This window comes from Nitratidesulfovibrio termitidis HI1, from assembly GCF_000504305.1.
Lineage (GTDB): Bacteria > Desulfobacterota > Desulfovibrionia > Desulfovibrionales > Desulfovibrionaceae > Cupidesulfovibrio > Cupidesulfovibrio termitidis.
Map to the genome: position 1 here is coordinate 718,588 of NZ_KI632512.1, position 24,782 is coordinate 743,369.

General features: G+C 65.9%; 19 protein-coding genes. 8 read left to right on the plus strand and 11 right to left on the minus strand.

Annotated elements, in window-relative coordinates:
- Positions 1-134: 134 nt before the first annotated feature.
- Entirely contained in the window at positions 135-752 is a 618-nt protein-coding gene (locus DESTE_RS03160; protein WP_035064920.1) for a hypothetical protein, read from the minus strand.
- Between the two features lie 578 nt (positions 753-1,330).
- Between DESTE_RS03160 and DESTE_RS03165 the strand changes: the two genes are divergently transcribed.
- From DESTE_RS03165 to ybeY, 3 genes are read left to right on the plus strand one after another with little or no spacing between them, the layout of a single operon-like run.
- Positions 1,331-2,326: a PhoH family protein gene (locus DESTE_RS03165; RefSeq protein ID WP_035064923.1), complete on the plus strand. Its 996-nt coding sequence runs from the start codon at positions 1,331-1,333 to the stop codon at positions 2,324-2,326.
- A complete protein-coding gene (locus tag DESTE_RS03170) occupies positions 2,295-4,913 on the plus strand; it encodes an HD family phosphohydrolase (protein ID WP_245590711.1) in 2,619 nt (872 codons plus the stop codon). Before DESTE_RS03165 ends, DESTE_RS03170 begins: the two co-directional genes overlap by 32 nt.
- A gap of 6 nt (positions 4,914-4,919) precedes the next feature.
- Complete coding sequence (ybeY, locus tag DESTE_RS03175) at positions 4,920-5,486, plus strand: rRNA maturation RNase YbeY (RefSeq protein ID WP_035064928.1); 567 nt, start codon at positions 4,920-4,922, stop codon at positions 5,484-5,486.
- A 213-nt stretch (positions 5,487-5,699) separates the two neighbouring features.
- On the opposite strand, the gene gatB is transcribed toward ybeY, so the two are convergent.
- The 4 genes from gatB to DESTE_RS03195 form a co-directional block, all read right to left on the minus strand.
- Entirely contained in the window at positions 5,700-7,130 is a 1,431-nt protein-coding gene (gene gatB, locus DESTE_RS03180; protein ID WP_035064932.1) for an Asp-tRNA(Asn)/Glu-tRNA(Gln) amidotransferase subunit GatB, read from the minus strand.
- Positions 7,131-7,375: 245 nt separating this feature from the next.
- Positions 7,376-8,053, minus strand: coding sequence for a DUF4254 domain-containing protein (locus DESTE_RS03185; RefSeq protein ID WP_035064935.1), 678 nt, complete (start codon positions 8,051-8,053; stop codon positions 7,376-7,378).
- Between the two features lie 20 nt (positions 8,054-8,073).
- Positions 8,074-9,819 carry an ARMT1-like domain-containing protein gene (locus DESTE_RS03190; protein ID WP_035064937.1) on the minus strand — a complete coding sequence of 582 codons (1,746 nt, stop codon included), beginning with the start codon at positions 9,817-9,819 and terminating at the stop codon, positions 8,074-8,076.
- A 147-nt stretch (positions 9,820-9,966) separates the two neighbouring features.
- The gene (locus tag DESTE_RS03195) at positions 9,967-10,818 is read right to left on the minus strand and encodes an NAD(+)/NADH kinase (protein ID WP_035064940.1); all 852 of its coding nucleotides are present in this window, start codon (positions 10,816-10,818) and stop codon (positions 9,967-9,969) included.
- Positions 10,819-11,064: 246 nt separating this feature from the next.
- Between DESTE_RS03195 and DESTE_RS03200 the strand changes: the two genes are divergently transcribed.
- From DESTE_RS03200 to hemC, 3 genes are all read left to right on the plus strand, one after another.
- On the plus strand, positions 11,065-11,691 hold the full coding sequence (locus DESTE_RS03200) for a D-sedoheptulose 7-phosphate isomerase (protein WP_035064942.1): 627 nt from the start codon (positions 11,065-11,067) through the stop codon (positions 11,689-11,691).
- A gap of 153 nt (positions 11,692-11,844) precedes the next feature.
- Positions 11,845-12,081, plus strand: a complete 237-nt coding sequence (locus tag DESTE_RS03205) for an FmdB family zinc ribbon protein (RefSeq protein ID WP_035064944.1) — start codon at positions 11,845-11,847, stop codon at positions 12,079-12,081.
- Between the two features lie 43 nt (positions 12,082-12,124).
- Positions 12,125-13,078 carry a hydroxymethylbilane synthase gene (hemC, locus tag DESTE_RS03210; RefSeq protein WP_035064947.1) on the plus strand — a complete coding sequence of 318 codons (954 nt, stop codon included), beginning with the start codon at positions 12,125-12,127 and terminating at the stop codon, positions 13,076-13,078.
- 125 nt (positions 13,079-13,203) lie between these two features.
- Here the strand turns inward: hemC and DESTE_RS03215 are convergent, their stop codons facing one another.
- The 5 genes from DESTE_RS03215 to DESTE_RS03235 form a co-directional block, all read right to left on the minus strand.
- The gene (locus DESTE_RS03215) at positions 13,204-14,982 is read right to left on the minus strand and encodes a methyl-accepting chemotaxis protein (protein ID WP_035064950.1); all 1,779 of its coding nucleotides are present in this window, start codon (positions 14,980-14,982) and stop codon (positions 13,204-13,206) included.
- A gap of 118 nt (positions 14,983-15,100) precedes the next feature.
- A complete protein-coding gene (locus DESTE_RS03220; protein WP_198015309.1) occupies positions 15,101-16,096 on the minus strand; it encodes a helix-turn-helix domain-containing protein in 996 nt (331 codons plus the stop codon).
- Between the two features lie 923 nt (positions 16,097-17,019).
- Positions 17,020-18,201, minus strand: a complete 1,182-nt coding sequence (locus DESTE_RS03225) for a lipid A deacylase LpxR family protein (protein ID WP_035064957.1) — start codon at positions 18,199-18,201, stop codon at positions 17,020-17,022.
- Positions 18,198-18,998 carry a TIGR04282 family arsenosugar biosynthesis glycosyltransferase gene (locus tag DESTE_RS03230; RefSeq protein ID WP_035064962.1) on the minus strand — a complete coding sequence of 267 codons (801 nt, stop codon included), beginning with the start codon at positions 18,996-18,998 and terminating at the stop codon, positions 18,198-18,200. The genes DESTE_RS03225 and DESTE_RS03230 overlap by 4 nt, the downstream gene beginning before the upstream one ends.
- Positions 18,995-20,080: a TIGR04283 family arsenosugar biosynthesis glycosyltransferase gene (locus DESTE_RS03235; RefSeq protein ID WP_051384275.1), complete on the minus strand. Its 1,086-nt coding sequence runs from the start codon at positions 20,078-20,080 to the stop codon at positions 18,995-18,997. The genes DESTE_RS03230 and DESTE_RS03235 overlap by 4 nt, the downstream gene beginning before the upstream one ends.
- A gap of 397 nt (positions 20,081-20,477) precedes the next feature.
- On the opposite strand from DESTE_RS03235, the gene DESTE_RS03240 reads away from it, so the two are divergent.
- Positions 20,478-22,913, plus strand: coding sequence for a Lon protease family protein (locus tag DESTE_RS03240; protein WP_035064965.1), 2,436 nt, complete (start codon positions 20,478-20,480; stop codon positions 22,911-22,913).
- Between the two features lie 209 nt (positions 22,914-23,122).
- Here the strand turns inward: DESTE_RS03240 and DESTE_RS03245 are convergent, their stop codons facing one another.
- Complete coding sequence (locus DESTE_RS03245) at positions 23,123-23,311, minus strand: hypothetical protein (protein ID WP_035064968.1); 189 nt, start codon at positions 23,309-23,311, stop codon at positions 23,123-23,125.
- Positions 23,312-23,550: 239 nt separating this feature from the next.
- Here DESTE_RS03245 and DESTE_RS03250 point away from each other — a divergent pair, with 239 nt between their 5' ends.
- Positions 23,551-24,702: an MFS transporter gene (locus DESTE_RS03250; RefSeq protein ID WP_035064972.1), complete on the plus strand. Its 1,152-nt coding sequence runs from the start codon at positions 23,551-23,553 to the stop codon at positions 24,700-24,702.
- Positions 24,703-24,782 lie beyond the last annotated feature (80 nt).

Sequence of the window (24,782 nt, forward strand, 5' to 3'; positions counted from 1 at the left end):
CCGGTTGCGGAGTGCGCCGGTTGCGGGGCGTGCCGGGGAGCCAGCGTGGAATGGTCGGGGATTTTCCGTATCGGACGGAGGCAAGGCCGCCGATGGCAGCCCCGCCAAGGCGCGACAGCCACAGCCCCCGTTAGCTATACCCGGGCACGCAACCCGGTAAGAAAGGTGGCCTGATCGGCGGTGTAGTCCATGATCTGCGACGAGGCGCCGTCCTCGCTCCACCAGGCGCTCATGGCTTCCATCTGCAGGCGGGTCTTGATGTCCTGCGCGGAATACCCTTCCGCCTTGCGGGCCTTCTCGAGGTTGGACAGGGTCTGGATCTTCTGGAACTGCTTGACCATGTCCGGGTTGTCCTTGAAGTACTTCTCGATCTTGGCCTTGTCGGGGCTGTCGGTAATCACCGAAACGCCACCGGTCTTCTCGTCGGTCACCACGCGGAACTCCACGTCCTTGTCCACGCCCAGCTTGGTCAGGTCCTCGCGCACCTTGGCGGAAAATTCCTCCTCCAGCTGCTTGCGATACTCTTCCACCGCGCTGAAGGTCAGCTTGCCGCTGGCGTTGGGTGAAATTTCCTGAAGCACGCTGGAAAGCTGGGACAGATAATCCAGCGAAAGTCCGGTCACCGTGTTTCCGGACGAGGAAGACGAACTGCCCGACGTCGAAGAGGACGACGAACTGGTGCTGCTGTCGGTATACGAGGAAAGGTCGATGCCGTAGGTTCCGTAGCTGCCGTAGATGGACGAGATGGACATGCTGCCTCCGGGCGGACGATTTTGCCGGGTTCCGCCTTTACATTGCTTAATGCATCGCCCATGCCAGCGCGGGCTCACTCGCCTTGCGGAGCCCTCCCATAAGTGCCCCCCCCCTGACGTGCCCCCCCCTGACGTGCCCCCCCCGACGTGCCTCCCCTGACGTGCCCCACTTCACACTCTCCCCAAAGTATACTGCTGACGGGTTCTCTCCTTGTCGGTCCACCTGTCCGGGCACCTGCGGGCGGCCTCGCATGCCGCCGCCGACGCGGCGCGCAGTCCGCCACCGTGCATACATGCACCACCACATACCGATGCCCCTGTGCGGGGCAAAACCATTGGACGCCACGGCGGAAACGGGCTATCGGGGCGGTAACGGACATTCGCGCGGCCAGTCTCTGCCCCCTCGCCATTCGGGCTTTCTGCCGCGCTTCCGCACGCCGGGCACGTTTCCATCACGCCCGGACGGAGCCACGGCCGCTCCCGTGCCGCGCGTTGCATGCGCCCGGCAACCGGATCGGCCCGCAGCGCGTTTGCCGCACCGCCGCAACGCGCTCCGCCCACCGCAACCCACGAGACACATGTCGCAATCCACCACCGCCGCCACGCTGGAATTCGACGACGCCGTACTGGCCAACCAGCTGTTCGGCGCGCACAACGCCAACCTTTCCCTGATCGCGGAAAAGTCGGGCGCACGCCTGGACACGCGCGGAACAACCGTCACCGTGGACGCGGAAGACCCCCGCGTGCGCGAAACGGTGCTGAACCTGCTGGCACAGTTGTATGGCCTGCTGAAGTCGGGCCACCCCGTGTACCCGCGCGACATGGCCTATGCCTACGGCATGCTCGACCGCGATCCCTCCGCCGACCTGCGGCGCATCTTCCGCGATGCGGTGTTCGTGGTTTCTCCCCGCAAGACCATCACCCCGAAAACCCTCAGCCAGCGCGACTACGTGGCCGCCCTGCGCGAAAACGACATGGTCTTCGCCGTGGGTCCGGCGGGCACGGGCAAGACCTATCTTGCCGTGGCCGTGGCCCTTTCCATGCTGCTGGCCAAGAAGGTGAAGCGCATCATCCTTACCCGGCCCGCCGTGGAGGCGGGAGAAAAGCTGGGCTTCCTGCCCGGCGACCTGGTGGAAAAGGTGAATCCCTACCTGCGCCCGCTGTACGATGCCCTGCACGACATGCAGGACTTCCAGAAGGTGGCCGACATGCTGGAAACGGGCATCATCGAGATTGCGCCGCTGGCCTTCATGCGGGGCCGCACCCTGAACGATGCCTTCATCATCCTGGACGAGGCGCAGAACACCACCCAGGAACAGATGAAGATGTTCCTCACCCGCCTGGGCTTCGGCTCGCGCGCGGTGATCACCGGCGACATCACCCAGATAGACCTGCCCGCATCGGGCAAGGCCGACGCGCTGTCGCGTTCCGGCCTGGTGCACGCCCTGCGCGTGCTTGAAGGCGTCAAGGGAATCCGCTCCATCCGCTTTCACGAAGACGACGTGATCCGCCACCCCCTGGTGGGCAGGATCGTGCAGGCCTATGAACGCCACGAAACAGCAGACTCCCGCTAGACACAAGGCCCTCAGCGCCGCATCGGTGGTCGCGCCCTTCCGCTGGCTGGCGCGCCACCAGGCCGGACCGGGGCTGTTCTTCTTCTGCCTGACCATGATCGCCCTGGCCGTGCTGGCGGGCGCCAATCTTTCGCCCTCCGTGCGGCTGTACGTGGCCGGTGAAATCGCCTCGCAAGAGGTCACCGCCGACCGCGATCTGCTGGTGGAGGACGTGCAGGGCACCCGCGCCCGGCGCGAGCAGGTGGCCCAACTGCAACCTGCCGTGTTCGACCTGAGCCGCGACCCCATAACCACCCTGCGCCAGCGGGTGCACGACATCTTCCTGGCCGTGAACCACGCCGACCCGGCGGAACAGGAACAGCTGCGCTGGCAGCTGGCCGAGGCTCTGGGCACGGAAATCACCGAGCGTACCATCGGCATTCTGGCCAGCGAGGAATTGCAGACCCTCGTGACCACCCGCGCCCTGCCGTGGGTGGAATCGCGCCTGACGGAAGGCGTTTCCGCCGATGCGCGCATCGTGCTCCAGTTCAAGGGCGGCGTGCTGCTGCGCGACCTTGCCACCGGCAGCGAAACCCTGCGCACCGACCTGCAGAACCTGCACGACCTGCGGTCCGTTGTTTCCGAACTGAGCCAGAACCTGAAGAACGAGACCAAGGCCTCGCTGGCCGTGCGCCGCACCACCGTGCTGCTGCTGTCGCCGCTGCTCTCGCCCACCCTGACCCTGAACCGCGAGGCCACCGACGCCCGCGTGGCGGAAATGACCGCCGCCGTGGAACCGGTGTTCTACCGCATCCAGAAGGGCGAGGTGGTGGTGCGCCAGGGCGAGCGGGTAAGCCGCGAGCACCAGCTGAAATTGCAGGCCCTGTGGGCGCGCAAGGGCGAAAAGGTGCACCTGGCCACGGTGGCCGGGGTGCTGCTTACCTCGCTGCTGCTGGGCGCGGGCATGCTGTTTTCGCCCAGCGGGCGCATGGGTTCCGCCGTGCGCCAGAAGGACCTGTTCTTCGTGGCGCTGCTGCTGCTGGTGTTCGCGCTGATGTCCAAGGGGCTGACCCTGCTGGGCCAGCGGGTGCTGGAACAGGGCGCGTCGCTGACGCCGGAAGTGCTGGCCTTCGCCTTTCCCGTGGCCGGGGCGGCGGGCCTTGCCGCGCTGATCTTTTCTGCCCGGCGCTATTGCGTCACCGGGTTGTTGCTGGCCTTCTTCTGCACCGTGCTGGCGGGCGGCGGGCTGCCCCTGTTCATGTTCTATTTCCTGGGCGCCATGTGGAACACCTGGCTGGTCACCCGCGCGCAAACCCGCCAGGACGTGGTCTGGAGCATGCTGCCGTTGTGCGCGGGCCAGTTGCTGATCTGGCTGGGCGCCACGGCCCTGGGCGGCCACGTGGACCCGGCGTCCATGGCGTGGGGAGTGCTGGCGGTTGCGGTCAACGCCATGCTCTCGCTGCTGCTGCTGTTCGCGCTGTCGCCCATCATCGAGCTGTGCCTGGGCTACACCACGCGCTTCCGGCTGATGGAGCTGATGAATCTGGAACAGCCGCTATTGCAGGACCTGATGGTGGCCGTGCCCGGCACCTACCACCATTCGCTCATCGTTTCGAACATGGTGGAGGCCGGGGCCAAGGCCATCGGGGCCAACAGCCTGCTGTGCAAGGTGGCCGCGCTGTACCACGACATCGGCAAGCTGAGCCGCCCGGAATACTTCATTGAAAACCAGTTCGGCGGGCGCAACAAGCACGACAAGCTGGCCCCGTCCATGAGCGCGCTGATTCTCACCTCGCACGTCAAGAAGGGCGCGGAACTGGCCCAGCAGCATCGCCTGGGGCAAGAGATCGTGGACATCATCGGCCAGCACCACGGCACGCGGGTGATCCGCTACTTCTACCAGAAGGCCGTGAACCAGGGCGAAAACCCGCGCGAGCAGGACTACCAGTACCCCGGCCCGCGCCCCCAGACGCGCGAGGCGGCCATCGTCATGCTGGCCGACGCCGTGGAGGCATCCAGCCGGACCCTGGTGGAACCCACCCCGGCGCGCATCAAGGGGCACATCGACACCATCGTCAAGGGCATCTTTGCCGAAGGGCAGCTTGACGAATCGGAACTGACCTTCAAGGACCTGCACAAGCTGGGCGAGAACTTTCACCGCATCCTCACCGGGCTGTTCCACCAGCGCATCGGCTACCCGGACGCTACCAGGCCCGGCCAGCCGGACCGCAGCCCGGACCGCGATGCGGCGAAGTGCGGCGAAAAGGGCGCGGAAAAGTGCCCGGAAAAAAACGGGGACAAGGGCGGCAAGGCCGTTGAGCAGGCCGACGGGAATGGCGACGCACCGTGCCAGGCATGTCCGCCCCCCTGCCCCGACACCTCGGCCACTGCGCCTTGCCCGGCCTGCCCGACCTGTGCCGAACCGCAGCCCCCCATGCCCTGCTGCTACGGCACGCTGGACGGCGGCAACGGCGACGGCCCGCAGGTCCCGGGGGCGTCGATGCCCGCCACTGAACAGCAAGACACTCCGGCGGTTGGCCCGGCAGCGGCAACACCCGCGTCACCGGCGGCATCCCCTGCCGCCACCAAGACCGGCAAGCCCGTCTAGGCAACCATGCTGGTGTTGCGCCGCGCCCCCGGCATGGGATGGATGCTGCCCCTGGCCCCCGGCGAATTGCGTGCGGTATTCGCGGTCATGCAGGAGGCCACGGGCCTTGCCGGATGCACCGTGGAACTGGACCTAGTGGGCGACGAGGAAATCGCCCGCCTGAATGCCGCGCACCTTGGCTGCACCGGCCCCACCAACATCCTGTCCTTTCCCGCCGAGGACGGCGCGCCAGTGCCGTCCGTTCTGCCGGAAAACGGCGCGCCAGTGCCGTCCGTTCTGCCGGAAAACGGTGGGCCCGAAGACCGGGATGACGCCGCTGAGGCATGGCCCGACGCCCGTCCGGGCGATGGACCGGACGAAGGCGGCCCCTGCCACCTTGGCTGGCTGGTGCTGTCGCTGGATACCTGGCGGCGCGAATGCCAGCTGTACGGGCAGGAGCCGGTGGAACACGCCCTGCGCCTGCTGGCGCACGGCCTTGGTCACCTTGCCGGATACGACCATGGCCCGGAAATGGACGCGTTCACCGACGCCGCGCAGGACGCCGGGCTGGCCGTAGCGGCCGCACGGGACTAGCCGCTTCCTTCCGCCTTCCTCCCCTCTGTCCCCTCTGCCCCTTCCGCCCGTCCGCTTGCCCGCTTTCCGCCCATCCGCGTTCGGTCTGTCCGCCTGTCTCGAAAAATGAAAATGAAGCGGGGCGGAGGAACTCTGTCGGTTCTTCCGCCCCCGCGTTGCGTTCGGCGTCTGCATCCCATCTTCATGCCGGACCGTGCCCGGCATGGCCCCGAGCTACCCCAGTTTCTTCTGCAGCAACTCCGTGACCAGGGCCGGGTTGGCCTTGCCCTTGGTCTTGCGCATGATCTGCCCCATGAAGAAGCTGATCAGCTTGGTCTTGCCGCCCTTGTAGGCTTCCACTTCCGCCGGGTTTTCGGCAATGGCCTCGTCCACGGCGGTCTCGATGGCAGAGGTGTCGGAAATCTGCACCAGACCGCGTTCCTTCACGAAGGTTTCGGGCATGGCGCCGGTTTCCACCAGTTCGCCGAAGATGTCGTTGGCTATCTTGGCGCTGATCAGCCCGGCCTCGACAATGTGCACCAGTTCGCCCAGCGCTTCGGGCCGCATGGCGATGGCGTCCACGGTCACGGCGCGCTGGTTCAGTTCGCGCAGCAGCGCGCCCTGCATCAGGTTGGCCACCTTCTTGGGCTGGCCGCAGGCCGCCGTGGCCGCCTCGAAGAAGTCGGCCAGCGCCCTGTCTGCGGTCAGCACGTCCGCGTCCTGATCGGACAGGCCGTGCTGCTCCATGAGCCGGGCACGGCGGGCCTGCGGCAGTTCCGGCAGGTCGGCACGCCAGCGGGCCAGATCGTCTTCCGCGATGCGCACGGGCATCAGGTCCGGGTCGGGGAAATAGCGGTAGTCGTGGGCTTCTTCCTTGCCGCGCATGGACACGGTGACGTTCTTCACCGCGTCGTACAGGCGGGTTTCCTGCACCACTGCGTCGCCATCCTCCAGCACGTCCTGCTGGCGGGCGATTTCGTACTCGATGGCCCGCTGCACGTTGCGGAACGAGTTCAGGTTCTTCAGTTCAGCGCGGGTGCCGAATTCCTGCTGCCCCCTGGGCCGGATGGACACGTTGGCGTCACAGCGGAAGCTGCCTTCCTCCATGTTGCCGTCGCAGATGCCCAGGTACACCACGATGGCGTGCAGGGCCTTCAGGTAGGCCACAGCCTCCTCGGCGCTGCGCATGTCCGGCTCGCTGACGATCTCGATGAGCGGCACGCCCGAGCGGTTCAGGTCCACGTAGCTGGCGTTGTCGCCCGCCGAGTGGATGTTCTTGCCCGCGTCGTCTTCCATGTGGATGCGCGTGATGCCGATGCGGCGCGTCTGGCCGTTCACCGTGATGTACAGGTGGCCATGCTCGCAGATGGGCGTTTCGAACTGCGAAATCTGGTAGCCCTTGGGCAGGTCCGGATAGAAGTAGTTCTTGCGCGCGAACACCGAGACGGGGTTCACCGTGCAGTTCACGGCCATGCCCATGCGCGCGGCGTATTCCACGGCGCGGGCGTTGGGCACCGGCAGCACGCCGGGCATGCCGGAGCACACCTCGCACACGTTGGTGTTGGGGGCCGCACCGAACGCGGTGGAGCAGGAACAGAACAGCTTGGACCGCGTGCGCAACTGGGCGTGCACTTCCAGCCCGATGACGGCTTCATACAAGGCCATGACGAATCTCCTGAACTACTTGTCTGCTACGGCGTTCGTACCGGAGGGCTGGGTTGGTACGATTTTTACGCCTCCGGCGGGCAGGGGACTACGCCCCCTGCACCCCCATATTGTCCCATTCCCCTTGCACCCAGCCAAGTTCGGAACTTACCCAAATAAAAAGTTTGGGAGGTTGGGGGTCCGGGGGAAGGAACCTTTTCCAAAAGGTTCCTTCCCCCGATTATTCTCTCTTCAACTCCACCTGCCTACCCCTTCACGTTCTTGTACAACTCGGGGTTGAGACTGGGATCGTTGTACATCTTGAACTGGTAATAGGCCTTGGGCTGCTTGCGGCCATCCAGGAACTCCGCGGTCAGGTCCAGCACGGCCTGGGCCAGGTCGGCGCGTTGCTCGCGCAGCACGGCCAGCCTGGCGGCGCAGCGTTCGCGATGGTCGGGCGCGGCGTCGGCGCGTTCAGCCTGCTCTTCCATATGGAAGATCTTCAGGCTGAGAATGGACAGCCGGTCCACGGCCATGCCCAGCGACTCGGTGTTATGGCGCGAGCGCTGGCCGGGGGCAGGCGCGGGCAGATGCGGGCGCAGCAGCGCCACCACACAGGCGTCCACCTTTTCCATGTAGTCGTTGCGGCGCTGGTTCAGGCCGTCGATGGTGCGCTTGCAGTCCGCAATGACATCCGTGCCCACGTCGGTGCGGCGGGCGGTGTCTTCCACGTGCCACAGACGGAAGTTCATCAGGTGCTGGGCCAGCACCAGCCGGTGCAGCAACGCGGCGTCGGCCACCACGTCTGCGGCTTCCGTGGCGTCCGTTGCAACGGGCGCGGGTTCGTGCGCCGGGGGCTCGGCCACGTGCCACTCGGCGGTGGCGCGGTGCTGGGCGTCGAAACAATCCGTGAGCAGCGTCGCCACGGCATGAAGGGTCTGCATCATGTATCCTTGAGGCTGGGTTATCCGCTGATGCCCACGTCGAAGTACTTGCCCACGCCGTATTCGCGGCGGCGGAAGAAGTTGTCCGGCAGCGGGCCGATGATCTGGAGTTCGCGGTGCTTCTTCTGCATGTCGAGGGCGATCTGCATTTCCTTGGTGCAGCCGGTGGAGTAGGTGGAATCCTTGCCCGACCACACCGAGGGCACCTTGCGTTCCTGCAACGCGAAGCTCGTCTCTATATCCTCAACGGTCTGGAAACGCCAGACGTCGATGAGCCCGCTGCGCTGGACCCGCTCCCACATGAACATCAGGTCGTCGCCGTCCATGCCTTCCTCGAAGTGCTCGGCGGGGTTGATGATGAAGGTGGTGTCCAGTTTCTCGCGCAGGTGCCGGACAAAGGTATCCACGACATTGATGGCGGTCTTGGTCTGGCCGGGAATGGAGCCGATGATGCAGCTGTAGAACATCACCGCCTTGCCCTGCTGGCGCGCCTCGCGCATGGCCTCGATGATCTCGTCGGCCTTGCCGGTCAGGTCCTTTTCGGTGAACTTGCGCACCCCGGTCGCGCGGGGCTTGCAGGTGATGTGGCACTGCCCGTCGTCGTCGCACCAGAAGCACACGATGTCACGGGTGAACTGGTGGCTGGTGCGCAGAAAGGTATGGTCGGCGCGCCAGCCCTTGGCCATGACCACGTCGCATTCCTTCCAGGCGCGGGCAAAGGTGACGCTGGCGCGGTACAGGTTCAGCCGCTCGCGCGTGCCGTCCGAGATGACCACGAAGCGATGTTCGCGCAGGTGGCGCAGCAGTTCGTTCTTGGTCACCCTGTCGTCGTGCAGGACGAAGGCGGATTCCATCTCCTCCTTCAGCACCGGGTCGGACTCCGCGTCCCAGATCATGGGGGCGTAGAAGAAAAAGCCTTCCTTCAGGGCCAGCACCACCTGGTGCCCCATGCGCAGCAGCACGCGGATGACGGCCAGGTCGAACATGACCCCGCCGTCACCGTCGCACAGGTACAGGATCTTCTTGCGCGGCTCGGTTTCCGGCCCGAATAGCAGGCGCAACTGGGCGGAAGGTTCACCCACCGACTCCAGGGCCTGTTCCACCTCCAGCGGCGAGGGCGGACATTCCAGCCAGCGGCGACCGCGCATGGCCACATGCAGCAGCCGGACAAGTTCCGTAAGGTCCAGTTCCCAACGCATGTCCACGATGTCGCGGTTCGGGTCCAGCCGCGCGGGGGGGCGGCGCAGCAACCGCTGCAACGCCGGGTCCTGCAACAGGGTGCGGGCCTTGCGGTTGGCGGCCTGCTTGCGACCTGTCCACGGATCTTCCTGCCCGGACTGGGTAAGCACGATGCTGGTCAGGCGCTTGACCACCCGGGAAGGAATGGCGGTGTGCTGGCTGATGTGCAGGCGGAAGCGGTGGCGGCAGTACTGCATGATGCGCCGCTTGACCTGCTTTTCGATGTGCGTGGCGCTGCGCACCAGGCGCATGATGATGCGCCACGCGCGGTTGTACTGCTCCTGCAACGCGCGGGGCGTGTCCTGCGCGGTGAGCAGGCGAAAGGTGTCGTCCGAACAGGGCACGTAGACCTGATCGTCGGCCAGGGCCACCATGAAGCGCAACTGCTCCGGCGTGGCGATGAGCGTGGGGTTCATGAGGTGTTCGAGATTGTTCTCGGTCATGAAGTTGTAGATCCACGCGTCGAAATAGGGGTCCTTGCGCAGGCGGATGTCCCTGACGGCGTCGAACTCGGGCAGCTTTCGCATGGCGACCTCGTATCGGCGGGCCGGGTGGCACGGCGGGGCGGCCCCCCGGCAAAGGGCCGTCGCGGAGACGGAATGGACGGGCCAGCGGGGCGACCGGAATGCGCGGATGGTCTGCGCACGGGACGGACACGGCCCGTGGGACCGGAGCTAGGACTGGTCCTTGATGAACCCCTTGGCCTTCAGCTTGCGGTAGTACGAAAGTTCCTCGATGGTGGCGAACAGCATGCCGCCGGGCGCGCGCTCCACGTGCACCACGTCGCCCGCGTGCAGGGCGTAGCCTTCCTGCCCGTCCTGGGTCAGGTAGACGTCGGTGGTGCGCTCGCGCACCGCCACCGAAAGGCGGGCCTCGCCGGGCAGCACCAGCGGCAGCAGGTTGTTCAGGAACGGGCAGATGGGCGTCACGGTGTACACGTCCAGTTGCGGGTGCACCAGCGGCCCCCGCGCGGACACGGAATAGCCGGTGGCCCCGGTGGGGGTGGAGACAATCAGCCCGTCGGCGCGCAGTTCACCCAGCCGCTCGGCCCCCACCCGCAGGTCCAGGTTGATGACCCGCGCGAGAATGCCGCGATTGATGACCACGTCGTTCACCGCACCGCCGGAATGCACCGTGGCCCCGTCGCGCTCCACGCGGAAGGACAGGGCCAGCCGTTCCTGCACGGTGACGCCGCCGGACAGCAGGCGCTCCAGGCTGGATTCCCAGCGGGTGGCGGCCACCTCTGCCAGAAAGCCCACCTTGCCCAGGTTCACGCCCAGCAGCGGCACCCCCGAGCCCAACAGTCGCCGGGCCACGCCAAGGATGGTGCCATCGCCGCCCAGCACCAGGGCCAGGCTGCATTCCTGCCCGGCCACGGCCAGCGACACGGCATCGCCCGTGTTCTCCACCACGCGCGCCGAAAGACCGCGCGCGGCCAGCCAGGCGCGCATGCGTTCGCCAAGGGCCTCCGCCTCGCGGTGGCCCGACTTGGTGACGATGAGAATGGAACGAAGCACGGTGTGCATGGAGTGTTCCTAGTGGAAAGCGCCCGCGCCTTCAAGAAATAACCGCAGGGGCGGCACCCGGGACGGAAGGCGGCACGCCGACACGACAGGCAGCGCCGTCGCCTGCCACATGCGCTGGGCGCCCGCACAGTCGCCGCCCCGGCCGCGCCCCACGGTTGTCACGCCCGGCCATTTGGTATACTGCCGAGTGGTTCCGCAACATCCACGGGCTGGCCGCACGGCCGCCGCAGAGGTATCCACCGCTCCATGACCGACAACGCCCGCCAGATCGTGCTCGAGCACGCCGCCGAAGGCGCAAGGCTTCGTGAACGCTATTTCCAGCAGAACGCCGACCGCGTGGTGGAGCTGGCCCTCCAGATGGCCCTCACCCTGGCCCGTGGCCGCAAGATCATGTTCTGCGGCAACGGCGGCAGCGCCGCCGACGCCCAGCACCTGGCCGCCGAATTCGTCAACCGCTTCATGATGGAGCGCCCCCCCCTGCCCGCGCTGGCCTTGACCACCGACAGCTCGATACTTACCGCCATAGGCAACGACTACGGCTTCGAGCAGGTCTTCCAGAAGCAGGTGCAGGCGCTGGGCCAGCCCGGCGACATGCTGGTGGGCATTTCCACGTCCGGCAACAGCCCCAACGTGGTGCTGGCCCTGAAGGCCGCGCGCGAAAAAGGCGTTGTCACGGTAGGCATGACCGGCAGAGGCGGCGGCGAAATGGCCGCGCTGTGCGATTACCTGCTGGACGTTTGCGACCGGCGCACCCCGCTGGTGCAGGAAATCCACATCACCGTGGGCCACCTGCTGTGCCAGTTGACCGACCATTTCCTGTTCGAGAACGTGCTGGCCCTGCAACCGTACCTGGAAGGCAAAACGCCGGAATAGGCGTCCTTCACGGTCCGCGCCAGCACGCCGGATCATATTCCGCACCGCGCCGCACGCCCGCACGCCTGGCGACACGCCATGCGAAACATGGGGGCCATGTCACGAGACGCGGCGGGGCAGCCTTTCGCACCGCCTTTGGAGGAGACACGCATCATGCCCATCTTTGAATACGAATGCACCGCCTGCGGCAAGAAGTTCGAGGAACTCGTCTTCGGCGACGACCTGCCCCCCTGCCCGGCCTGCGGTTCCGCCCGTACCGAAAAGCAGCTGTCCTGCGCCTGCTTCAAGATGCCCGCGCCCTCGCGCGTGGGGCAGACCGTGACCTTCCCCAAGTCCAGCCGTGGCGGCTGTTCCGGGTGTTCGGGCGGCAACTGCTCCACCTGCGGTTAATGCTGCACGCCTACGACATCATCCTCTCACCGCGCGCAACTACATGAAGAAACTCGTTATCGCCACCCGTGGCAGCAAGCTGGCCCTGTGGCAGGCCGAACACGTCAAATCCTGCATCGAAGGTCGGCATCCCGGCGTTTCGGTGGATCTGCTGGTCCTGAAGACCCGGGGGGACATCATCCTCGACGTGCCGCTGGCCAAGGTGGGCGGCAAGGGCCTGTTCGTGAAGGAAATCGAGGAAGCCCTGCTGGATGGCCGGGCCGACCTGGCCGTGCACAGCATGAAGGACGTGCCCATGGAACTGCCGGAGGGGCTGGTGCTGGGCATCATTCCCGAACGCGAGGAACCGTCCGATTCCTTCCTGTCCGTGCATCACGATTCGCTGGCCGCCCTGCCCCACGGGGCCACCGTGGGCACCAGCAGCCTGCGCCGCCAGTCGCAGTTGCTGGCCCTGCGCCCGGACCTGAACGTGGTCTCCCTGCGCGGCAACGTGGATACCCGGTTGCGCAAGCTTTCCGAGGGCCAGTTCGACGCCATCATCATGGCCACCGCTGGCATGAAGCGCCTTGGCCTTTCCGCGCCCAAGAGCGAAGTGCTGGGGCCGCCCGCCTTCCTGCCCGCCGTGGGCCAGGGCGCGCTGGGCATCGAATTCCGGGGCGACCGGACCGACCTGCACGAGCTGATGGCCTTCATGGAACACACCCCCACCCGCATCCGCGTGGAAGCCGAACGCGGTTTTCTTGCCGGGTTGCAGGGCGGTTGTCAGGTACCCATCGCCGGGCACGCCGTGATGACCGGCAGCGACACCTTTGCCCTGGAAGGCCTGGTGGCCGACCTGACCGGCGCGCGGGTGATCCGCCGTACCATGAACGGCGCCAGCGCCCCCGACGGCGCGCAGGCCCGCCAGATCGGTCTGGACCTTGCTGCCCGGATGGTGGCCGACGGCGCCGGGGAAATCCTGGCCGAGGTGTACGGCAGCGGAGCGGCGGCAAACTAGCCCGTTCAGTCCCGGCACCCGGCCCTTGCACGCCGGTGCGATCCGGCTTTCGATTGCAACACATCGGGCCGCCCCTCCTGCACGGAAGGGCGGCCCGTTTTCATTCACTCCGCGCTTGCGCGAGGCTACGCCGCCTTCATCTCTTCCACCAGACGCTTCAGCACCTGGGCCTGCTCCGCCAGGGCGGACACGGCCCGCGCCGATTCACGCATGGCCTGCGCCGTCTCGCCGGAAATGGTGCTGACCTGCTCCACGGCGTGGTTGATTTCCTCGCTGGCCGACGACTGCTGCTCCGACGCCGTGGCGATGGAGCGCACCTGGTCGCTGGCCGTTTCCACCAACCGCACGATCTCGTCCAGCGCCTCGCCCGACTGGCGCACCAGTTGGGTGGATTCCTCGATGCCCTGCACCGAGCGGTCCACGTTCTCCATGTTCTTGCGGGTGCCCTGCTGCACTCCCCGGATGGCGTCGCCCACCTGCACGGTGGCCTGCATGGTCTTTTCGGCCAGCTTGCGCACCTCGTCCGCCACCACGGCAAAGCCGCGCCCGGCATCACCGGCCCGGGCCGCCTCGATGGCTGCGTTCAGCGCCAGCAGGTTGGTCTGGTCGGCAATGTCGCTGATCACGTTCATGATCGCCCCTATGGACTCGGCCTGACGGCCCAGGTCTTCCATGTCGGCCTTGAGGTCCAGCGACTGCCGCCGCACGCCATCGATGGTGCCCACCACCTTCTCCACCAGCGCGGCGCCGTGGGCCGCCTTGGCCCGGGCCGAATCGGAAACCTCCGCCGTGTCGCCGGCGTTACGGGCCACCTCCAGCACGCTGGCGTTCATTTCCTCCATGGCCGTGGCCGTCTCGGAAACACGCCTGGCCTGCTCCTCTGCGCCCCGGTCGGCCTGTTCGATCTGGGCGGACAATTCTTCGGATGCGGACGACACCACCTCCACCGCGCCCTCCACCTGTGCGGCGGCCTGCAACATGCCCTCGCGCTTGGCGTTTTCCGCCTGCTTGCGGGCCTCTTCCGCCTCGCGCATGGCGGCCAGGGCTTCCTGCTCCTTGCGGGCCGCCTGTTCGCTCTTGTCCTCGGCCTCGGCGATCTTGGCCTTCAGGGTGTCCACCATCACCCGCAGGGCGTCGGCCAGCCTGCCTATCTCGTCGCGTCCTTGCACGGCAAGGTTCGCGTTCAGGTTGCCTCCTGCCACCAACTGCGCGAACGACACCGCCCCACCCAGCGGGCGGGTGATGGACCGCAAGATGAGAACGCCGAGCAGCAGTGACAGCAACGGCGCTCCCACGGCCAGGGCGATGGCGGTGTTGTGCGCCGTGCGCGCTTCCGCCGCGCTCAGGCTCCGCGCGGCGCGCGCCTCTGCCCGCACGGCCTCCTGCACCGCCGCGGCGGCCTCGGCCAGCCGCAGGTTGGCCTGCACGCCCTTGCTGGTGACAAGTTCCGCAGCCCGGTCCATGCGGGCCTTGTCCGCTATGTCCCGCTCCCATTCCTGAATGGCGGCCATTATTTCGTCGTTGGTGGCGCGCACGGAATCCAGCGTGGCGACGAAGGCCGACCACTTTTCCTGCACGGCGGGCGAATGGTGCAGCTTGTCCATCTCGCCGCGCGACCTGGCGATCACCTCGCGCGCGAGGCGGATGTCCTCCCGCTGGCGGTCACGGTCGGCCCGCGACAGCCGTTCCATCATCAGGGTGCGCTGGGCCACCACTATGCCGCGCATGGCCAGTTCTATGCTTCCGGTATGGGCCACGGCGGGCAGCATTTCCTCGTTGGAACGACGCAGGCTTTCACTGGCGTTTTCGATGGCCAGATACCCCGATCCGGCAGTGATCAACGTGAGCAGGGAAACAAAAATGAATCCTGCTATCAGCCTGATACCGACACTGAAATTGTTCATGAAACCCCCGGCTTGCTGATTGTGATGGAACTGCGGAAGATCCGCTTCCGATCCGAATTCGACCCTGATTCGATCCAGTTCAGGACGTATTGGCACTGCACAAGGACAGGTATGAACATCAATGCGATAGCACGATGATGTACGAAAACGCCTCCATTTCGTCCCACGGAAAGAACGCATGGGCCGACATGGCCAGCTTGCCAAGGATGCGCTCGTACTGCAGGCGGTTTTCGTGCGTCCCCGCACTCCGCCGTGCCAGACGCTCGAAAACGATGCAGGGCGCGTGGCTGTCCGGCACGCCAGTCGTGCCGCCGCACCTGCGGGCGTGTCGAAAGCGGTCCGCGGTGCTGGCCCGTGCCTCCTTTCGCAACGGCTCCTGCTCGTGGCTGTCGAAGGCCACCATGTCGAAGCCGTCCACCACCCGCACCCATGCGCCCATGGCATGGTGCATGCGGCACAGCATGGAAACCATGGTGCCCAGCTTGCCTGTCACCACGCGCCGTGAACGGTAGACACAGGCAACGCCATCTTCCGTCCCGCACCGCCCCAGGTACACCCGCAGGCTGCGCACCCCGGCTGTGGTGACGACACCGCTCCGCAGGTCGATGTCGCAAAACGGCAGTTCGCATGTGGACAGCTGTGTAGCCATGCGGTCCTGGGCCATCCGCGAAACGATCCACCCCTCGCCCGACATGGCGCCCACCAGGCCGCGCAGCAGGTCCGCCCCATCGACATAGGGAATGTTCCAGTGCGGATGCCCGGCCCCGGCACTGGCAAGTGCCGAGGCGCCATCGCCCTCCCCGTCCGGCTTGTCGCGCATGACACAACGAATGAACATGGTGAACGCCTCGCGGTGATCGTAAATGGCTTCACGCAGCTTTTCGGGCACGATACCCGCCACCGCGAGCATGAAATACCTGTCCACCCCCAGCAGGTCGGCAAGCAGCATCAGCCGTTCCGGCTTCAGGCAGACATCGTCGCCGCGTTCAATGCGGCTGAGGTAGGAATGGTGTACCCCCAACCGGTCGGCCAATTGGCGGATGGACAGCGGCTTGCCGCCAACGGTTCGCTCCAGGCGTGCCTCTCTGACGAGTTTCCCTAATAACCTGCCCATCTCGCCTACTTTTTTGTCTATAATATTGTAGCCAGTCCAAGGCGGGCAATCACTGTTATAAATCATGGTGTGACAAAAACGGCAGCCCGATGCGGGCCGGGCCATACGGCGAAAAATGGAGGAGAAGATATTTTCGACTGACAAAACACAACACATGAAAAGCACATAGTAATAATTTCAGATGCCCTTCATAACCATCAAAAAACGTTCGACCAACTACACCGATGCAACATATGTGTAAATGAACGCACTGCACTGAACAAAAGATCATCACATGAACATTAGTATCGACTGTTTTTATTAGATATATTCATCGCTGCATAACACTTAAATATCTGCATACAATACTCTTTAATGAAAAAAATAACAGTATTGCACCATTAATATAACAGCATATCAACACAATTAACATCTACACACATCCCACTACCACTTCGCATACAGTATTCACGCAGGGCAACGATCGCCAACAAAGAAAAGGGGCGTTCCCTGCGGAACGCCCCTCAGACTGCTGACAAACCCAAATTCTTGCGGGGGAGGGACCCTTTTGCGGCAGCCGCAGGCGAGTCCCGAGCCGTACGGATGGCGTCCGCAAAGCGTGAAAAGGATATCCTCCCCCGCACCCCCGCTTTGCTGTCTTTATCCGTAATGCTCGAAGGCTCGCATAACGGCTAAAGCTCCCCCCAAAACTTTCATTTGTGTTTCCTGGGCATTATGAAAGCACAAAACAGGGGGTTCCAAGGGGAGGCAGCCGCGTTGCGATCGCCATCCGTAAGGCTCGCAAGCTCGCCTGACGGCTGCCGTCCTTGGCCGCCGGAGGCGTACAAAAACATACTTTGTCAACAATCTTGGGGCGTTCCCTGAGGAACGCCCCTCTGTATGCCATGCTGCGGCGTGGCCCCGTTGCGATCCCCTGCCTGCGACTAAAAGGAAACCCCCACGGTCAGCGAGCCGAAGTGCTGCCCGCGTTCCTGCCCCACGAATTCCTCGGTACGGTAAACGTGGGTATAGGTAATACGCACCCCTTCGATGATCACCGCCAGCCCACCGGACAGGTCGGCCACGAAGTACTTCTTTTCCACGTCGTGGCTGTCGCGAAAGGTGTTGCCGTCCAGAAAGATGTTGCGGCCCACGGCCCGTCCGTCGGCCCCGGCGAACAGGTACCAGCCCCAGCTCTCGCGCACGCGCGGGTCGGCGTCGTCTGTCGGGGCCTCGATGCCGCCCCCGGGCCGGATCAGCGAGGTCTCGAAGTCGCCCGGCAGGTTCCAGCCAAAGCGCACCTCACCCCCCATGTTGGCCTGGGTCAGCACGTTGCCCGCCGTGGCCCCCACGCGGGGCAGCACGTCCCAGCCGAAGCCGCGCCCGGTGGATGACGGGTTCAGCCGCCAGTTGCGCTGCCAGGTCAGCATCAGGCCCGGCTCGTCGTGCAACTGGTTGTCCCAGCCCTTGGCCGTGGGAATGTTGCGCATTTCATGCACTTCGTTCTGGGCCGTTTCTCCCCGCGCCGATGGCCCCACAATGCCCCCGGTGAACTGCAGGGTGTCCATGCGGTCGCCCTTCTTGGCGTGCAGGCCGATGGCCCCGTACAAAAAGCCCGCGTAGGGCCTGTCGCCGGGAATGTACTCCCTGACCTGGGTATCGGACGGCGTGTAGATGGCCTGCCCGAAGGCCACGCTGACGTTGTACTGGGCGTCGGGGTCGCCCGCGAAGGGCAGCCGCTCGATGAGGTTGTCCAGCATGTCGGGCAGCATTTCGTCGTCGGCAAGGGTCTTGAGGTCGGGCGAGACGAACCGGGCCTGCACCGCGTTGGTGTAGTACTGGTCGGTTCCTCCGAACAGGTCGTTTTCGAAGTAGATGACCAGCGTGCTGAAGGCCTTGGCCTTTTTCGGCTCTTCCGCCTCGGTGGCGGCAACGGTTTCCTGCGCCTCTTCCGCTGCTGCACCTTCGCCACCGGATGATGCGAACATATCCCCGTCGAATGGCGAGGAAGAAGGCGCAGCATCGGCGGCCAGCACGACTTGGGGAACGCACAGGGGGGCGCACGGCAGCAGGGCCAGCAGGGCCCCACACAATGCCGCGCGCATCAGGGGTGCAACAGGATTCATTTTGCGGATTCCGTTTCCCGTGCCCAGACGGGCAGTTCCATGTCGTACTGGCGGATCAGCGCATCGTGCTCGCGCATGGCGGCGTAGGACGACGATCTGCGGAACGAGCTGTTGCGGTTGGTGCGGTACAGCACGTTGAGATCCCACATGGTGTCCACGTCGTTCCATTCCGGCAGGCGCACCACGTCCAGCCGGGCGGCCTCCAGTCGCTCCATGGTGGCGGCATACACCGACGTGCCGCTCCACTCCACGCCTTCGAACACGCCGGGCAGAAACCGGTCGCGCCGAAAGCCTATCAGGTAATACCCCCCATCGAAGGCCGGGCCGATGACCGCGTCATGCAGGTCCAGGTCATCCAGGGCCTTCTGCGCCAGTTCGTGCGGAAAGTCCGGAATGTCGCTGCCCAGCACCACCACCCGCTCGTACCCGGCGGCGTAGGCATCGGCAAGGGCCGTGCGCATGCGCGCGCCCAGGTCGTCGCCCCGCTGGGGCAGATAGGCATGCTGCGGCCCCAGCCAGGCCTTGTACGCTGCCAGCGCGGCCTGCGCATCTGGCGCGCCCTGCTCATCTGGCGTGACCTGCTCATCTGGCGTGACCGGCGCACTGCGGGGCACGGCGCCCGTGTCGCAACAGATACGCAGGTCGGCCTTTACCTGAACCAGTTCGGCCAGCATGTCCTGCACGAAATGGCGGTACATGGCGGCGGCGGCTTCCGCGCCCATGACGGAGGCAAGGCGCGTCTTCACCGCGCCCGGTTCCGGATACTTGACGAAAAAGAGTACGCAGGTGTCGCTCATGATGCTCCTTTGCGGGCGCGGTACCAACGCGCCAGTATCTGCGCCGGAACCCCCAGCGCGTACAGCAGCCGAAGACAGACGTTGCGCAGGGTGCAGCGCACGGCCCCCTCGTCGCGCCAGCGCCGGGCCGACGTGACGGCCCGCAGGTCCAGCAGGGCCAGCGGCTGATCAGCGCGATGCCGACAATGCTGGCGATGCTGACGGCGCAGGCGGCGCATGATTTCCACATCTTCCATCAGCGGCAGGTCGGGGTAACCGCCCAGGGAACGGAACACCCCGGCCCGGAAGAACTGGGCCTGGTCGCCGTAGGGAGTGCGGGTGAGCCGGTTGCGCAGGTTGCCCAGCGTCTCCACCACCCGGAACCACGCCCCCGGCGCGTCGATGGACAGGGTGAAGGCCCCGGCGCCGGGAACGCCGTCGGCAGCGCAGGAAGCGGCATCGTCGGCGTACCGCGCTTCGCCCCCACCAGCGCCGCCAGTTCCCCCAACACCCAACGCCCGCAGCACGGCGGGAAAGGCCCCGTCCGGCAAACGCGTATCCGCGTGCAGGAACAGCAGCACCTGCCCACGGGCCACGGCGGCCCCGGCATTCATCTGCCGGGCGCGGCCACGCGGTGCGGCCACGGCGCGCACGGGCAGCCCCGTGCCGGAAAATTCTTCGGCGGCCAAAGCGGTCACCAGATGGCTCGTCGGGGCCAAGTCTGCTGCAACCAGACCGGTTGCAGCCCGCCACGCATCCCTGCCCAGTGCCGTCTTCAGGGCCGCCAGCGTGTCGCCTTCCGGCGCGCCGTCGGCCACCACCAGTTCCACCGTCCCCGGCGGCAGTTCACCGGCCAATGCGCGCACATGCCCGACCAGCGCCGCGATGCGGGGGGCCTCGTGCAGCACCGGCACCACCACGGACAGCAGCACGGGCAGCGGTTCTTCGGGCTCCGGGCCGTGCCCCCCAGTCTCCGGTCCGCCCCAATCCGGTCCGCCCTGGTCCGGTCGGCTCTGGCCCGGTTCGCAATATCCCGCCGTGCGCAACGTTGCGCCGTCCGGTTCGGCCCCGGCGTACGGTTCCGTGAGTTGGGCTGCACTCATGGTGTGGATGATAGCCGTTCCCGCCCCGGCTGACAAACCCCGAGCGGCTCCGGACGGCAGGCGGCACGCGGCATACGCATCCCGACCCGCCCCTCCCGACACCTTCTCATCACGCCCCGTTGCACGTCCCGCATCGCTGCGGCACACCATCGCCATACCACATGGCGTCTGATCTCGCCTATTGGCCGCCCGCCGGGCGCCTGACGCCTGTCCCGCACCCCGGGCCATGGTCTGCGCACTTGCCCCGCCCTGCGGGGCGTGACAAGCGCGGGGCAACACGCTAGGCTAAGAAACCCGGCCCCTCGCGCCGGTGCGGCCCCGGATTTTCCGCCGGAGCCGGGCAACCCGCCGGACCCTCGGCCCGGCCTTTTCACTCTGTCTGCCGCGCAGGAGCATCATGACCAAGGTTTCCCCGCTGCCCGCCGCCCGTCTTCGCGCCACGCTCGACCCTGCCCGCATCCAGTGGGAGACCAGCGACGCCATTCCGCGCCCGCCGCGCAACGGCATGCGCCGCACCCCCCAGCCCCGCGTGTTGCAGGCGCTGGAACTGGCCCTGCACATCCGCGACGGCGGCTACAACGTCTACCTTTCGGGCGAGGCCAATCTTGGCCGCACCTACATGCTGCGCGAATACCTTGCGCCGCGCGCCCGCAAGATGGATACCCCGCCGGACCTCGTCCACGTCTACAATTTCGAGGACCCGGACAAGCCGCGCCTCATCGCGCTGCCCGCCGGGCAGGGGCGCAAGCTGCGCACCGCGCTCACCCAGGCCCTGACCAAGGCCCGCAAGGAAGCGCCCAGCCGCTTCGAGCATGACGCCTTCGTGCGCAAGCGCACCCTGCTGCTGGACAAATTCCAGACCCAGCGCAGCAAGCTGTTCAAGGAAATGGACACCGTGGCCGGGGGCGAAGGCTTCAACCTGGACATGGACGATTCCGGCAGCCTGACCCTGTACCCCATCGTGGAGGGCAAGCGGCTCAGCGAGGACGAGTACGAAAAGCTCGACGCCACGCTGCGCAAGAGCCTGAAGCTGAAGGGCGACCGGCTGCTGCAGGCCATGACCGGTCTGATGCGCAAGCTGACCCGCGCCGAGCAGGACTTCGTGGAGGACGAGCGCACCCTGGAAAAGGAAGTGGTGCGCGAGGTGCTGGACCAGTTCCTGACGCCGCTGGCGGAAAAGTTCGCCAAGACCTGCCCGTGCGACGAATTGAAGCGCTACTTCGCGGACATGCGCGAGGACATCCTGGACAACATCGAAGGCTTCGTGCAGCGCGACATGCCCACCCACATGCCGCAGCAGCAGCCGGATCTGGGCCCGCCGCCGGAAGACACGTCGTTCCGCTACGACATCAACGTGTTCGTGGACAACAGCGAAACCCACGGCGCACCCATCGTGGTGGACGATCACCCCACCCCGTCCAACCTGCTGGGGTGCATCGAGCGCGAATCGGAAATGGGCGCGCTGGTGACGGACTTCACCCTGGTCAAGGCCGGGTCTTTGCAAAAGGCCAACGGCGGCTTTCTGGTGCTGCACATGGAGGACATCCTGTCCTACCCCAACGCCTGGGAAGGCCTGCTGCGCGCCCTGCGTTCCGGCCTGGCCCGCATAGAGGACGCGGGCGACGGTCAGGAATCCACCAAGACCAAGGGCATAGAGCCGGAACCGCTGCGCCTTGACCTGAAGGTGGTGCTGGTGGGCACCGAGGAAATGTACGAGACGCTGCTGGTCAACGACGACCGCTTCCCCAAGCTGTTCAAGATCAAGGCGCACCTGACCGAAGCCGCCGAGCGCAACGCCGACGGCGTGAAGGTGTACCTGGCGCGCATTGCCCGGATCATCGACGAGGCCAAGCTGCTGCCCTTCGACCGCGACGCCATGGCGGGCCTGGTGGACTACGGCTCGCGCATCATAGAGGACCAGCGCAAGCTGTCGCTGAAGTTCCCGGTGCTGCGCGAACTGATGATCGAGGCATCCGCCCTGGCCTCCATGAAGGGCAGCGCGCTGGTGGACCGCACCACCCTGCACGACGCCATGGTGGCGCGCACCTACCGCGCCAACCTGGTCGAACAGCATTACATGGATGAATACGACCGCGAATTGATCAAGGTGCGCACCAGCGGCAGCGAAGTGGGCCGGGTGAACGGCCTGTCGGTGACCTGGTACGGCGACTTCGAGTTCGGCCTGCCGCACCAGATATCCTGTACCGTGGGTGTGGGGCACGGCGGCATCATCGACCTTGAACGAGAGGCCGAGCTTGGCGGGCCCATCCACACCAAGGCCATGATGATCCTGAAAAGCTACCTGGTCAGCCAGTTTGCCCGCACCAAGCCGCTGGTGATGACCGGCAGTCTGTGCTTCGAACAGAGCTACGCGGGCATCGAGGGCGATTCCGCATCCGGTGCGGAACTGGCGGCGCTGCTTTCGGCCATTGCCGACGTGCCCATCCGGCTTTCGCTGGCGTTTACCGGCGCTGTCAGTCAGTCCGGCCAGATCATGGCCGTGGGCGGCGTGACCCGCAAGGTGGAAGGGTTCTTCGAGGTATGCAGCCGCCACGGGCTGACCGGCGAACAGGGCGTGATCCTGCCCAAGGACAACATAGCCCACCTGATGCTGAAGCAGGAAGTGGTAGCCGCCGTGAACGAAGGGCGCTTTTCGATCTGGCCGGTTGCACACATCACCGAAGCCATGGAACTGCTTACCGGCATGGCCGCCGGGCGCATGCGCGCCGATTCCACCTTTACCCCCGGCACCCTGTACGACAAGGTGGACCGCCGCCTGGCTGAACTGGGACGCCTTGCCAAGGACGCCTTCAAGCACAAGCGCAAGCGCTAGGCCGCGTACCAACCAGAGTCTCCAACGCACGAAGCCCCGGCATCAGCAGATGCCGGGGCTTCGCTACAAGCGGCCAACGCCGCAGGAGCAGGAAATATCGGACGAAAGTGCGCTGGCCGGGTATGCCAAGCGGCGCACCACAATCCGTGGAATGGCGGTGCGCCAGGCAACACGGCACGCCGGATCAGTGCCGTCCGGCTCCCACGGGCTTACTTCTTCTCGCCGCCCTTGCAGGCGCGCGCCAACATTTCGCCGGGCAGCAGAATGTCTTCACCGCAGTTCGGGCACTTTACCCGAATGCGGGCCGCCTCTGAAGAGGGCAGCTTCTTGCGCATCATGAATACCTTATGACAGTAAGGGCAGCGAACCCTCAAGCCTTCCTGATCGTCCGGCGGCATCAACTTCTCCCTTGCGTATGCAGGACGCGGTTGGCCCCCCGCTGACCAGCACACGCCCCACGCCCAAAGCGGGGGCAACATGCCGACTCCCCCTACTTCCTATCCGGTAACCGGCATCGATGCAACAATAGCGGCAGGATGCAGAAAGGTTGCGCCTCTCGCTGCACGGCTGCGTGCCTTGACCTTGCCGGGTGGAGGGGCGTAGAACCCGCCGACATTCTACCTCTCACGGAATCCCCATGCACCCGCTGCTGCGCGACAGAAATCTGCACACCATCTTCGGCATCACCCTCACGGTGATCATGGGCGTTTCCAGCGTCATGCCCGCACTGCCGCTGATGGCGCGCGAGCTGGGCATTCCGTTGGCCTCTGTGGGGCTGGTGCTGACGGCGTTCACCCTGCCGGGCATCGTGCTGGCCCCGGTGGCGGGCGTACTGGCAGACCGGCTGGGCCGCAAGCGCGTGCTGCTGCCCGCCATGGCCCTGTTCATTCTGGGGGGCACGGCCTGCTTCTTCGCACGTGATCTTTCCACCCTGCTGGCCTGCCGCTTCGTGCAGGGGTTTGGCGCGGCCCCGCTGGGCGTGCTGTACACCACCCTCATCGGGGACCTGTACGAGGACAACGACCGGGTGCGGGCCATGGGCTACAACGCCGGAGTACTCAGCCTGGGCACGGCCATCTTCCCGGCTCTGGGCGGCCTGCTGGCCGAATTCGGCTGGAACGTGCCCTTCCTGCTGCCGCTGGCCGTGCTGCCGCTGATGCTGGCCGCCGCCCGGCTGCGCCTGCCTGCCTCGCGCGCCACGCAGTCCCTGGGGGAATATTTCCGCTCCACCCTGCGCATTGCGCTATCGCCCCGTGCACTGGTGCTGTTCGGGCTTTCCCTGCTTACCTTCGTTCTGCTGTACGGCCCCATGGTCACCTTCTTTCCGGTGCTGGCGGATACCCGTTTTCACGCCGGGCCTTCGCGCATCGGCGCCATCTTCGCCGTGTCCTCGCTGGGCACGGCCATGATCGCCTCGCAGTTGGGACGCCTGTCGGAAAGATTTCCCGCCCGGCGGCTGATAATGCTCAGCCATGTCTTCTACGCCGCCGCCATGCTGCTTCTGCCGCTGATGCCCGGCCTGTGGTGGCTGCTGGGACCGGTGCTGTGCTTCGGGATGGCCCAGGGGCTGAACCTGCCCAACCTGTCCACCATGATGACCTCGCTGGCCCCCACCCAGCAGCGCGCCGCCATCATGGCCGTCAACGGCACCCTGCTGCGCCTGGGTCAGACCCTGGCCCCGCTGCTGTTCGGCCTGCTGTATGCCGGGGGCGACCTGCCCGCCGTGTTCGTGGGCGGGGCCGCCGTCAGTTGCCTGATGCTGGCGCTGGCTGCGTGGCGGCTGCATTAGGCCGTCATCCACCTGCCGAAGTCGCCAGACGGCACAAGGGCCTTGCGGACACCATCCGCAAGGCCCTTGTGCGTTCCCCC

Bases quoted from the DNA above. Each gene is read 5' to 3' on its own strand.
- DESTE_RS03230 (WP_035064962.1), bottom strand. From the start codon at position 18,998: ATGAGCGACACCTGCGTACTCTTTTTCGTCAAGTATCCGGAACCGGGC.
- DESTE_RS03160 (WP_035064920.1), bottom strand. From the start codon at position 752: ATGTCCATCTCGTCCATCTACGGCAGCTACGGAACCTACGGCATCGAC.
- DESTE_RS03205 (WP_035064944.1), top strand. From the start codon at position 11,845: ATGCCCATCTTTGAATACGAATGCACCGCCTGCGGCAAGAAGTTCGAG.
- DESTE_RS03250 (WP_035064972.1), top strand. From the start codon at position 23,551: ATGCACCCGCTGCTGCGCGACAGAAATCTGCACACCATCTTCGGCATC.
- DESTE_RS03220 (WP_198015309.1), bottom strand. From the start codon at position 16,096: ATGGGCAGGTTATTAGGGAAACTCGTCAGAGAGGCACGCCTGGAGCGA.
- DESTE_RS03235 (WP_051384275.1), bottom strand. From the start codon at position 20,080: ATGAGTGCAGCCCAACTCACGGAACCGTACGCCGGGGCCGAACCGGAC.
- DESTE_RS03240 (WP_035064965.1), top strand. From the start codon at position 20,478: ATGACCAAGGTTTCCCCGCTGCCCGCCGCCCGTCTTCGCGCCACGCTC.
- DESTE_RS03200 (WP_035064942.1), top strand. From the start codon at position 11,065: ATGACCGACAACGCCCGCCAGATCGTGCTCGAGCACGCCGCCGAAGGC.
- DESTE_RS03245 (WP_035064968.1), bottom strand. From the start codon at position 23,311: ATGCCGCCGGACGATCAGGAAGGCTTGAGGGTTCGCTGCCCTTACTGT.
- DESTE_RS03215 (WP_035064950.1), bottom strand. From the start codon at position 14,982: ATGAACAATTTCAGTGTCGGTATCAGGCTGATAGCAGGATTCATTTTT.
- DESTE_RS03190 (WP_035064937.1), bottom strand. From the start codon at position 9,819: ATGCGAAAGCTGCCCGAGTTCGACGCCGTCAGGGACATCCGCCTGCGC.
- DESTE_RS03165 (WP_035064923.1), top strand. From the start codon at position 1,331: ATGTCGCAATCCACCACCGCCGCCACGCTGGAATTCGACGACGCCGTA.
- DESTE_RS03195 (WP_035064940.1), bottom strand. From the start codon at position 10,818: ATGCACACCGTGCTTCGTTCCATTCTCATCGTCACCAAGTCGGGCCAC.
- hemC (WP_035064947.1), top strand. From the start codon at position 12,125: ATGAAGAAACTCGTTATCGCCACCCGTGGCAGCAAGCTGGCCCTGTGG.
- DESTE_RS03225 (WP_035064957.1), bottom strand. From the start codon at position 18,201: ATGAATCCTGTTGCACCCCTGATGCGCGCGGCATTGTGTGGGGCCCTG.
- DESTE_RS03185 (WP_035064935.1), bottom strand. From the start codon at position 8,053: ATGCAGACCCTTCATGCCGTGGCGACGCTGCTCACGGATTGTTTCGAC.
- ybeY (WP_035064928.1), top strand. From the start codon at position 4,920: ATGCTGGTGTTGCGCCGCGCCCCCGGCATGGGATGGATGCTGCCCCTG.
- DESTE_RS03170 (WP_245590711.1), top strand. From the start codon at position 2,295: ATGAACGCCACGAAACAGCAGACTCCCGCTAGACACAAGGCCCTCAGC.
- gatB (WP_035064932.1), bottom strand. From the start codon at position 7,130: ATGGCCTTGTATGAAGCCGTCATCGGGCTGGAAGTGCACGCCCAGTTG.